Origin of the sequence: Glutamicibacter sp. BW77 (assembly GCF_002332285.1) — a bacterium.
Taxonomy (GTDB): Bacteria; Actinomycetota; Actinomycetes; order Actinomycetales; family Micrococcaceae; genus Glutamicibacter; species Glutamicibacter bergerei.
Genome location: NZ_NRGT01000039.1, coordinates 1 through 8,825, shown reverse-complemented (window position 1 = coordinate 8,825; position 8,825 = coordinate 1). Strand labels below are relative to the sequence as shown.

8 protein-coding genes are annotated in these 8,825 nt (G+C 54.0%); 5 read left to right on the top strand and 3 right to left on the bottom strand.

Features of this window, described 5'->3' with window-relative positions:
- The gene (locus tag CIK74_RS04310) at window positions 1-393 is read right to left on the bottom strand and encodes a PaaI family thioesterase (protein WP_096254546.1); all 393 of its coding nucleotides are present in this window, start codon (window positions 391-393) and stop codon (window positions 1-3) included.
- Between the two features lie 114 nt (window positions 394-507).
- Between CIK74_RS04310 and CIK74_RS04305 the strand changes: the two genes are divergently transcribed.
- Window positions 508-984: a helix-turn-helix domain-containing protein gene (locus tag CIK74_RS04305; RefSeq protein WP_096254545.1), complete on the top strand. Its 477-nt coding sequence runs from the start codon at window positions 508-510 to the stop codon at window positions 982-984.
- Between the two features lie 65 nt (window positions 985-1,049).
- Here the strand turns inward: CIK74_RS04305 and CIK74_RS04300 are convergent, their stop codons facing one another.
- On the bottom strand, window positions 1,050-1,646 hold the full coding sequence (locus tag CIK74_RS04300; RefSeq protein ID WP_096254544.1) for a hypothetical protein: 597 nt from the start codon (window positions 1,644-1,646) through the stop codon (window positions 1,050-1,052).
- 376 nt (window positions 1,647-2,022) lie between these two features.
- Here CIK74_RS04300 and CIK74_RS04295 point away from each other — a divergent pair, with 376 nt between their 5' ends.
- From CIK74_RS04295 to CIK74_RS04285, 3 genes are read left to right on the top strand one after another with little or no spacing between them, the layout of a single operon-like run.
- A complete protein-coding gene (locus tag CIK74_RS04295) occupies window positions 2,023-3,048 on the top strand; it encodes a 3-oxoacyl-ACP synthase III (protein ID WP_170947740.1) in 1,026 nt (341 codons plus the stop codon).
- The gene (locus tag CIK74_RS04290; RefSeq protein WP_170947742.1) at window positions 3,042-5,633 is read left to right on the top strand and encodes an alpha/beta fold hydrolase; all 2,592 of its coding nucleotides are present in this window, start codon (window positions 3,042-3,044) and stop codon (window positions 5,631-5,633) included. Before CIK74_RS04295 ends, CIK74_RS04290 begins: the two co-directional genes overlap by 7 nt.
- Window positions 5,630-6,640, top strand: coding sequence for an NAD-dependent epimerase/dehydratase family protein (locus CIK74_RS04285; RefSeq protein ID WP_096254542.1), 1,011 nt, complete (start codon window positions 5,630-5,632; stop codon window positions 6,638-6,640). Before CIK74_RS04290 ends, CIK74_RS04285 begins: the two co-directional genes overlap by 4 nt.
- A 281-nt stretch (window positions 6,641-6,921) precedes the next feature.
- On the opposite strand, the gene CIK74_RS04280 is transcribed toward CIK74_RS04285, so the two are convergent.
- On the bottom strand, window positions 6,922-7,665 hold the full coding sequence (locus tag CIK74_RS04280) for an IclR family transcriptional regulator (protein WP_096254541.1): 744 nt from the start codon (window positions 7,663-7,665) through the stop codon (window positions 6,922-6,924).
- A 277-nt stretch (window positions 7,666-7,942) separates the two neighbouring features.
- Between CIK74_RS04280 and CIK74_RS04275 the strand changes: the two genes are divergently transcribed.
- Window positions 7,943-8,803, top strand: coding sequence for a prephenate dehydratase (locus CIK74_RS04275; protein WP_096254540.1), 861 nt, complete (start codon window positions 7,943-7,945; stop codon window positions 8,801-8,803).
- Window positions 8,804-8,825 lie beyond the last annotated feature (22 nt).

Sequence of the window (8,825 nt, the reverse complement as noted above, 5' to 3'; positions counted from 1 at the left end):
TCAAATACGGGGATTTAACAGTAGGCGCAGTTGCCCGCGAGCCAGCACCTTGGAACTAGCGTCGTCGGTGATGATGACTTCCCATAATTGTTGGGTACGGCCTTGATGCAAAGCTGTGGCCTCAACTAGAGCCAAGCCGGAACTACCTGGCCGTAAAAAATCCGTGGCGTTGTGAACCCCGACAGCAAATTGTCCATACTCGTTGACGGCGAAGCTCGCCCCAATACTGGCGGCGCTTTCTACAATTGTGGTGAACAGTCCTCCATGCACCACTCCCCACGGCGTGTGGTGATTTGTTCCTAATTGCACGTGCCCGCGCAGGGACACGGCGTTAAGTTCATCAACGACAAAATCGGTAGCAGCCACAAACTCGCTGGGCTCAGTCCGCGTCATACCTGGCAGAAGTTCTTCATTCGTATTCAATCGCTTGCCCTTCAAAAGCTGGCTGTTATATTTGAAGCTAGCTAGATAGTCAGGATCTGTCAACGGTAAGGAGCTGCTTTGAACATGCAGTGGCAGGACTACGACACTGAGATTTGCTCTATTCAACGCACTTTGGAAGTCGTCGGTGAAAAGTGGAGTTTGCTAATACTCCGGGAAGCATTTAATGGAGTGCGCCGATTCGATGCGATACGCAGCCACCTAGGGGCTTCCGAAGCGATGATCTCCGCCCGGCTAAATTCCCTGATGGCCAGCGGAATACTCGTAGCCACTCCATACAAGGAACCTGGCCACCGTACGCGTAACGAATATCGCCTCACCCCAAAGGGATTGGACCTTTACCCAATAATAATTTCGCTGCTCCAATGGGGCGACAGATACGAGGCAGATCCCGCCGGACCACCGTTACTCATCAAGCACCAGGGTTGTGGAGAGCAGGTTTCTGCCGTGGTGCAGTGCGCGCTCGGGCACGTTCTAGACTCACCACGAGAGTCTCAGGTATCCCCCGGCCCTGGGGCGAAACTGCGCGGATCAGCTCCCTAAACTTACGGTCCTGCAGGCAACCAATTTCGCTGTTTCCTGTGAATTTTCTTCAGCGCTGCATCTCTTTATCGTTGATCTCTGCGTCTGGCCTGAGGTAGGGCTACCGTTGCTTGGCCAACGCTTGACGCTCCGTCCAACATAGTGAGTCTGGCCTTGACCTGCTCTAAATCAATTTTGAGCTGGTCAACAGTCGCGCGGTAATTATTGAGCTCTCGCTTTCGACGCCTAGCAGCTCTAAAACTCATCACCGCGACAAGAATCATCAGTGGAACGGCGATGAGTAATGCCCAGCCACTCTTCGTGAAGAAATCCAGTGCTACCGGAAGGGCCTGTTGGAATGCCACAAGCGAGTTCACACTTCCAACCATTGATTGGAGTGCGGAATCTATTGGCTCCAAGTATTGCCCGACGACACGAATCTCGCTCAAGGAAGGTGCACTGAGTGGAACGGTTCCCTCCTGCGCCCATCGAGGATCCCCGACGGTCCGCAAAACGTAGATCCCCGCACCGGCGTTAAGCACTGCAAAGAGCATCACAGAACTAAGAGCCACCCACTGCAGTTGTCGCCGACGCCAGATTCCCATCGCTACAGCAAACACTGCGGCGCATACCCAAATCGCGACCGATAGGTCTTCTCGACTTAAACCGCGTAGTAGATCCATAAGATTTCCCGCCTATTTGCAGTAGGAGCGCCATCGGGCCAGTGGTTCAAGGCAAGCCTACCGGAGGAGAAAATGGTGCCATGGGTCGCAGAACTTATTTCTGAGCACTCCCAAAGTAATCGAGCCATCGACGGGCCCATTCCGCCAAAATGTTACTGTGCAGTAACTCCCTGTGGGTTAGGTGGGCGAAATATAGTCAAAAAGACTGTGAGTTTCTTGCTAACCGCTGAAAATAGCGTGCCCGTGTACGCACTGTGCACCAACAAGGAATACGGTAGAGATAGACGTTTTTTTATTATTTCTCGTAAAGCATCAAACTACTTCTACTTCGTTGCGTCTGAGCACGGCGCAACAGCCCCGACACAAAGGCTACATTTTGAACGGCAACGCCACTTTTAAACACCACAACGTGGCCCTCTTAGCGGTAAATAGCGTACTAGCACCAGAGGTCATGAGTTCAGCAGAATTCGACGAGCGCCTGGCCCCAAGCCTCAAGCGCCTCCGTCTTTCCAAGAAGTTGCTTGAACGGGTGTCGGGCGTAAAAGAACGCCGTTGGTGGTCTGAGGGTGTCGAGTTTGACGACGCTGCAATCGTTGCTGGCCAAAATGCGCTGACGCAGGCAGGTGTGGAACCGTCCGAGATTGGTCTGCTGATTAACACCTCAGTCACCCGCCGCAACCTAGAGCCTTCGGTAGCTTCCAAGATTCATAATGGTCTGGGTTTACCATCCTCCGCTATGAATTTTGACATAACAAATGCCTGCCTAGGATTCGTCAACGGTATGAGCTTGGCAGCAAACATGATTGATTCGGGGCAGATCAAGTACGCCCTGATCGTGGCTGGTGAAGACTCCCGCCCGACTCAGGAAACAACATTCCGCCGCCTGAATGATGAGAGCTCCACTCGTGAAGATTACATGCGCGAGTTTGCGACTCTGACCCTTGGTTCGGGCGCAGCTGCAGCCGTCATTGGCCCAGCAGATCTGCACCCGGACGGACACCGCATCATTGGTGGCGTCTCCCGCGCCGGTACCGAACACCATGAACTGTGCGTAGGTGGCCCGGCAGGAATGTACACCGACACCAAGGGGCTGTTAGACAACGGCCTAGAACTGGTGGTAAATGCTTGGGATGAAGCCCAGGAATCCGGATGGAACTGGAAGTCCATGGATCGGTATGTTACCCACCAGGTCTCCAAGTCCTACACCAACGCCATCATCAAGGCTGTGGGCCTAGTCAAGGATCGTGTTCCGATCACCTTCTCCAAGTGGGGAAATGTTGGCCCGGCTTCCCTGCCGATGACCTTGTCTCAGGAAGCTGACACTTTGAAGCCAGGTGATCGTGTTCTGTGTATGGGCGTTGGTTCAGGATTAAATACCGCGATGATGGAGATTGCCTGGTGACCGAGCTTTTCCCCGGTGTAGATGGAATTTATTCGACTTATCTTCAGGTTCCTTCCACTTCGAAAGTGGATGGCCCAGGGACGCTGCACATGTGGCATCTGCTCGATAACGAAGACGAACTTCTAGCACGAGGAATTGAGCCCATCGGCACCCTCGTGTGTGTCCATGGCAACCCAACGTGGTCTTACCTATGGCGCAGCCTGTTGAACCATGTTTCGGCTAATGCTCTGCCGTGGCGCGTCGTCGCAGTGGATCAGCTAGACATGGGATTCTCCGCGCGTACCGGCAAGTTCCGTCGGCTAGCTGACCGAGTTAGTGATTTGGGCGACCTCATCGACTCGCTCGGGCTCAGCGGCAAGGTCACCACCGTGGGACATGACTGGGGTGGTGTCATTTCTCTAGGATGGGCCACCAGCCATCAGGATCAGCTGGCCAACGTCATTCTAACTAACACCGCGATTCATCCTGCTGGCTTTGAACTCCCCGCAGCGTTGAAGCTCGCTTCACATCCTGCGGTTCATGGTTGGGGCACTAAGACCACCAGCGCATTCTTACAGGTAACCCACTCGTTAGCTCAGCCCGCGCTTGATCCAGAAGTCCGCAAAGCATTCATGGCTCCCTACACAAGTGCCGCCAAACGCGAGGGCGTAGCGAACTTTGTGGCAGATATTCCTTTCGCCGAAGACCATCCCAGCCGCTCAACGCTGAACGAAATCGCGCAGGCAGTACGCACGCTCACCGTTCCGGCCTTGATGTTGTGGGGTCCAAAGGATCCAGTCTTCTCTGACCGTTATCTACGCGACCTCATGGGTCGACTCCCGCACGCGCAGGTACACCGCTTCGAGGGCGCCAGCCATTTGGTAGGCGAGGACAAAGATATTGCCACCCCAATGTTTGATTGGTTGTCCAGCAATCAGAACTCCACAAATTCTTCACGAGCCGACAGCCTAGTTGACTACCGGCCAATGCTCTCAGAGTTGGATTCACGCACCGCAGACCACAGCGTTGCTGTAGTAGATATTAATCCTCCACGTTCGCTTTCCTGGTCAGAGTTGGGCCAACGGGTCAACGCTTTGGCCGCAGGACTCCAGGAAATTGGAGTCAAGGCCGGCGACCGAGTTAATTTACTTGTACCTCCGGGCATTGAGCTAACAACTTTGATCTATGCTTGCCTGCGTTTAGGGGCTGTCATAGTGGTGGCTGATGCTGGACTCGGCACCAAGGGTTTGGGACGCGCTATCAAGGGCGCGGGGCCCAGCTATCTTATTGGTATTGACCGTGCACTCACCGGAGCACGACTATTCAACTGGCCAGGTACCAAGATTTCAGTGGAAACCTTGCCTGCTGCCAAGCGCAAACTATTAGGCGTGGAGCATTCTCTTTCCGAGCTTTTCGACGTAGGAAACAGGCTCGCGCCACAACCTTCAAATTTCGTGCCCGCCGAACCAGACGCTGACGCCGCGGTGCTCTTCACTTCCGGCTCGACCGGCCCCGCTAAGGGTGTTGTTTATACACACCGGCAGTTGGGCGCAATGCGCGACACCCTGCGCGAAACTTACAATCTCAAAGCAGGTTCTGCTCTTGTTGCTGGCTTTGCGCCGTTTGCTTTGCTTGGTCCAGCATTGGGCGCAACCTCGGTCACTCCAGATATGGATGTCACCGCACCTCGAACGTTGACTGCCTCGGCCTTAGCAGATGCTGCGGTAGCCGTAGATGCAACAACGGTATTTGCCTCACCCGCAGCGCTGGCCAACGTTTTAGAAACCAAGAACTCCCTGGATGCAACCCACCGGAAGACTCTCGCGAACGTTTCAGTGATGCTCTCGGCTGGTGCACCTATTCCAGAACCATTGTTAGCCAAAGTCCAAGAGCTAGTACCTAACGCACAGGTACACACGCCTTATGGCATGACCGAGGCACTTCCGGTCACAGATATCGACCTTGCGGGTATTCGCGAGGCGGGCCAGGGCAACGGTGTGTGCGTTGGTACGGCCGTCGCTGGCGCAAAGGTAGCCATTGCCCCTATCGATTCGATGGGAATCGCGGGAGACCAACCGAAATACACCCCTCACGTCACCGGTGAAATTCTAGTTCGCGCCCCACATGTCAAGGATCGTTATGACCGGCTTTGGATTACCGAGCAGGTGAGCATTTCAATCCCGGGCTGGCACAGGACTGGAGATGTTGGACATCTCGATGATGACGGACGGCTTTGGGTAGAGGGCCGACTGGGGCATGTATTGAGCACCGCTAAAGGGGCTATGACCCCGGTGGCCGCTGAACACGCAGTTGAGTCTGTGTCCGGCGCTGGTCGCGCCGCATTGGTGGGTGTAGGACCGGCTGGCACACAGGCCGCCGTAGTAGTGATGGAAACAATTCCACCGGCGCGCAAAGCAGGCCCGGCAAGCAACGAGTTATCGCAAAAAGTTCGCAGTGCCGTCGCCGAAACCGGCGTGGATGTGGCTGCGGTTTTGATTGTTTCATCGTTGCCAACTGACATTCGCCATAACTCCAAAATCGATCGTGCCGCACTAGCTACTTGGGCAACTGCCACGCTGGCCGGCGGAAGGGTCCGCAAGCCATGAGCACAGCCATGAATAATGCAGAGCCTCGTCGTATCTTGGTTACCGGAGCCAGTGGGATGCTCGGCGGGGCGGTAGCTGAGCTATTGCGCGGTAAAGGACACCACGTTCGAACTTTCCAGCGCGGCGCTTCGAGCCAAGCGACGGATGAGATCCGTGGCTCACTCACCGATAAGGATGTAGTGGCTACATCCGTGCAATCCATGGATGCGGTGATTCATCTGGCCGCGAAGGTCTCCTTTACCGGCCATTGGAATGAATTTGTCGCCACGAATATCGTTGGAACAGCAAATTTGTTAGCGGCTGCAAAAAGCGCTGGCATCAAGGATTTTGTTTTTGTTTCTTCCCCTTCGGTCGCTCATTTCGGTGATTCGTTGACGGGCGCATCAGCAGGTATTGCGAACCCGAATTTAGCTCGCGGTAACTACGCTCGCTCTAAGGCAGCTGCTGAGCTAAGTGCCTTGGCCGAGGACTCCCCCGAATTCCGGGTGGCTGCTATACGGCCACACGTGGTGTGGGGTCCTGGCGATACCCAACTGGTTGAGCGTGTGGTTGACCGTGCCAAGAGCGGCCGGCTTCCACTACTAGACAGTGGTGTGGCACTTATTGACACTACCTACATTGATAATGCGGCCTCCGCGATTGTTCGCGGGCTAGAACGCATGGATTACGCTCATGGACGGGCACTTATCGTCACCAATGGTGAGCCTCGCCCGGTGGGGGAACTCATTGCTGGAATTTGCAAGGCTGGTGGAGCTCCGGCTCCGAAACTTAATGTTCCGGGCTGGTTGGCACGCGGTGCTGGCTCGGTTATCGAGAAAGTCTGGCTGGCCGCAGGTTCTCGCAATCTAGTGCATGATGAGCCACCGATGACTCGATTCTTGGCCGAGCAACTTTCAACCGCTCACTGGTTTGACCAGCGCGAGACGCATGAAGTGTTAGATTGGAAGCCAACGGTGAGTATTGACGCAGGGTTGGCAAAACTTGCAGCCCACTATGGGCAGTTGTAACTCAAAAGTACGTAGTCGTTAGTCCCCTGGCAGTGCCCCTTCCAGACAGCGCGACCCCGAAGGCTTGGGGGAATCTTCGGGGTCGCTATCCTGAACGTTGGTTTTCCGAGTCTTGGGGGTACTCAGGAAATACTGCGCAGGACGTTTAGATGCTATCTGGGATGCTAGATATCGCAGTTGGTCCGTAGCACTCGCGCTACATCTTGGATTTCTAGCTTCCTACTGAACTTCTATGACTCCATCATCACTGGTGAGCCAATTGGTCAACAAGAGATAAGATTTCAAATACTGATAAGAGATGGCCCCATTGCCAACCCGAGACGTCTCGCAGCCCTCTTCAGACTCGCTTCTTCGCTCTCCAGCAACTTGCGTTGCGAAGGTAGAGACACTGCAATCGCGCCAACCATCCCGTTATTCTGAATGGGAGCCGCGTGACAGGAAATGCCAAGTAGATATTCTTCTTTATCTGACCAAATCTTGGAGCCGACAGACAGATTGCGTTCCAGACCGCCACGGCTAGTAATGGTGTTAGGCGTTAGATCATGCAGATCGTGTCTGTTGATGTAATCATCACGCAGTTCGTCGCTAAGGTTTGCCAAAATCGCCTTGCCAAATGCCGTTGCATGCCCGGACTCATGCACTCCTACCCACAAATCCACGCTTCTCCCTTCGCGGCCTTCGACCATTGCTAGGAGATGGATCTCGTCATCCTGATAAGTGGTTAAATACGTGGCTACGCCAAGCTCATCACTCAACGACCTGAGCACTGGACGAACCCGTGGCACCAGTTCATGGATCGGATCATTTTGCACCGTAAGTGACGATGCGCCGAGCGCATACCCACCATCAATTTTGCACAGGTAACCCTCAAATTCGAGGGTCCGCAATAAGTGATAAGTCGTAGGCAAGGGGAATTCGGTAATTCGTGCAAGCTTCTTCGCCGAAATGGCAGTACCGCTCGCCGCAACAGCCTCCAAGAGGCGCAATGCCTTCTGCACCGAACCAATCAAAGTTGGTTGTGCCACTTCACACCCCCATGAAAAGCTGAGATCCCAAAAACAGCTGTGATCTACATCATAACCTAAGCTGATTAGAACCGTTGCGGCTCTCAAATCTGTCAAATTTTGCACCCACATAAATCGACACTCACCGCAGTATCTGGCTTACCGCGAACGACCAGACAGAAATTATTTGGGGGGAATTTTACTCTCTGAGATTGTAAGCAACATTCATAGATCGGCCGCTTCGAAACATCCTTGCTAGCATTCATCGGTGGCGAGCACTCTGCGCTAAATTGAACTAATGAGCAAAAAGATTTCGTATCAGGGCGAAGCCGGATCCAATTCGAATATGGCCTGCACCGAGCAGTTCCCCGATATGGAAGCCATACCTTGTGCGAGCTTTGAAGACGCCTTCGCCATGGTGGAAAGCGGCGAAGCCGATCTTGCCATGATCCCGATTGAGAACTCGATTGCGGGACGAGTTGCCGACATTCACGTTTTACTCCCCGAATCTGGACTACAGATTGTCGGCGAGCACTATTTACGTATCCGTTTTGACCTGTTGGGACTTCCTGGAAGCAGCATTGAAGAAGCTACCGAAGTCCATAGTCATATCCATGCACTAGGACAGTGCCGCAAGATCATCCGTGAGAACAAGCTGATACCAGTGATCGCTGGAGACACCGCAGGTTCCGCGCGCGAGGTCCGAGACTGGAACGACCCGACCAAACTATCTCTGGCACCACCACTTGCTGCCGAACTGTATGGACTAGAAGTACTAGCTTCTTCGGTAGAAGACGACGAAACGAACACCACTCGTTTCGTGGTTCTTGCGCGGAAGCAAGAGCTCCCCGCGCGCGCTAAACTACCCGAATCTGTGATCACCACCTTGGTCTTCCACGCTCGCAACGTGCCTAGCGCACTGTACAAAGCATTAGGCGGATTTGCTACCAACGGGGTAAACCTGACCCGCATGGAAAGTTACATGCTCGACTCAAGTTTCGCTGCCACAATTTTCATGGTTGACATCGAGGGCCATCCCGAAGATCTACCGGTACGCCTTGCCCTAGAAGAATTGGACTTCTTCACTTGGGAAATCAAGATCCTAGGCACCTACGCAGCAAGTGAGCATCGCCAAAAAATCTCTGCCTCCTTCGTGTAAAGGGGCTCTTCAGGATTGAGGG